1 protein-coding gene is annotated in these 1,068 nt (G+C 75.7%); it reads right to left on the bottom strand.

Going from position 1 to position 1,068, the window contains the following annotated elements:
* A partial coding sequence (locus tag PROKR_RS03655) for an oligosaccharide flippase family protein (RefSeq protein WP_157601870.1) occupies positions 1-938 on the bottom strand: 938 nt, incomplete at its 3' end.
* Between the last annotated feature and the right edge of the window lie 130 nt (positions 939-1,068).

The raw sequence follows: 1,068 nt of genomic DNA, 5'->3' as shown, positions 1-1,068 counted from the left end.
ACGAGCACGACGACGGGGTTGGCCAGCGCGGCGAGCATCGCGGCCGCCGCGGCGACGGCCCACCAGACGGGCCCGAGCAGCGGCACGAGCGCGGCCCGTGCGCGCTCGCGCACCTGGGAGAACGCGGGCAGCGTGACCGACCGCAACGCCTGACCGACGAGCGTCATGGGCCACGTCGAGATGTTCGCGGCCAGCACGTAGAACCCGAGCTCGACGGCGCCTGCCAGGTTGCCGAGCACCACGCGGTCGACCGACAGCAGCACCCAGGACAGCAGGTTGGCGGCCGCGACGGGCAGGCCGAACGCGAGCACGGAGCGGGCCACGGTGCGGTCCCAGGAGAACCGCAGCCGGGTCCGGGTGAGCCAGAACTGGGTGGCGACGCCGCACGCCTGGCCGGCGACCCGGCCCACCGCTAGCCCGACGAGGCCGTAGCCGAGGGCGGCGAGCACGAGGGTCACCACGGCGCCCACGCCGAAGTCGATGGCGTTCGAGCGGAACAGCCCCCGCTGGTCGAGCTGCCGCTGCAGCGTGGCGAACGGCACGACGCCCACGCCCGCCAGCAGGAACGTCGCGGCCAGGATCGCGATGGGCCCGGCCGCGCCGGGGCCGCCCATCGCGGAGGCGAGGGCGGGGGCGGACAGCGCCGTGAGCAGGGTCAGGGTGCCGCCGGTGACCAGGCCGAGCACCGCGACCGGGCCGGTGCGCCGCTCGAAGTCCGGGCTGCGCACCAGGTCGGCGCTGAGGCCCAGGTCGGCCAGGGCCATCACGACGCTCTGCACCGTCAGGGCGATCGCGTACAGGCCGAACTCCTCCGGCGACACGATGCGCGCGATGACGATGCCGAGCCCGAGGTTGCCCAGCCGCACCACGACGGTGCCCGTGGTGCTCCAGCGCAGGGCGCGGCCGACCCGGCCGCTGAGGGTGCCTGTGTCAGTCACGGGTGGGCCTCTCCCGGAGTCTGCCGCGGGTGACGTCCAGCGCTACGCGGGCCGCGAGCCGGGCCAGCGCGCGCGGGGAACGGCGTCCGGCTGCCGCCGCGGCACGGTAGATCTGCTCCATCCGCTCGGC

The organism is Promicromonospora kroppenstedtii DSM 19349, assembly GCF_000515355.1.
GTDB classification, from domain to species: Bacteria; Actinomycetota; Actinomycetes; order Actinomycetales; family Cellulomonadaceae; genus Promicromonospora; species Promicromonospora kroppenstedtii.
The sequence above is the reverse complement of the archived record's forward strand: the minus strand, read 5'-3'. Positions and strand labels throughout refer to the sequence as shown.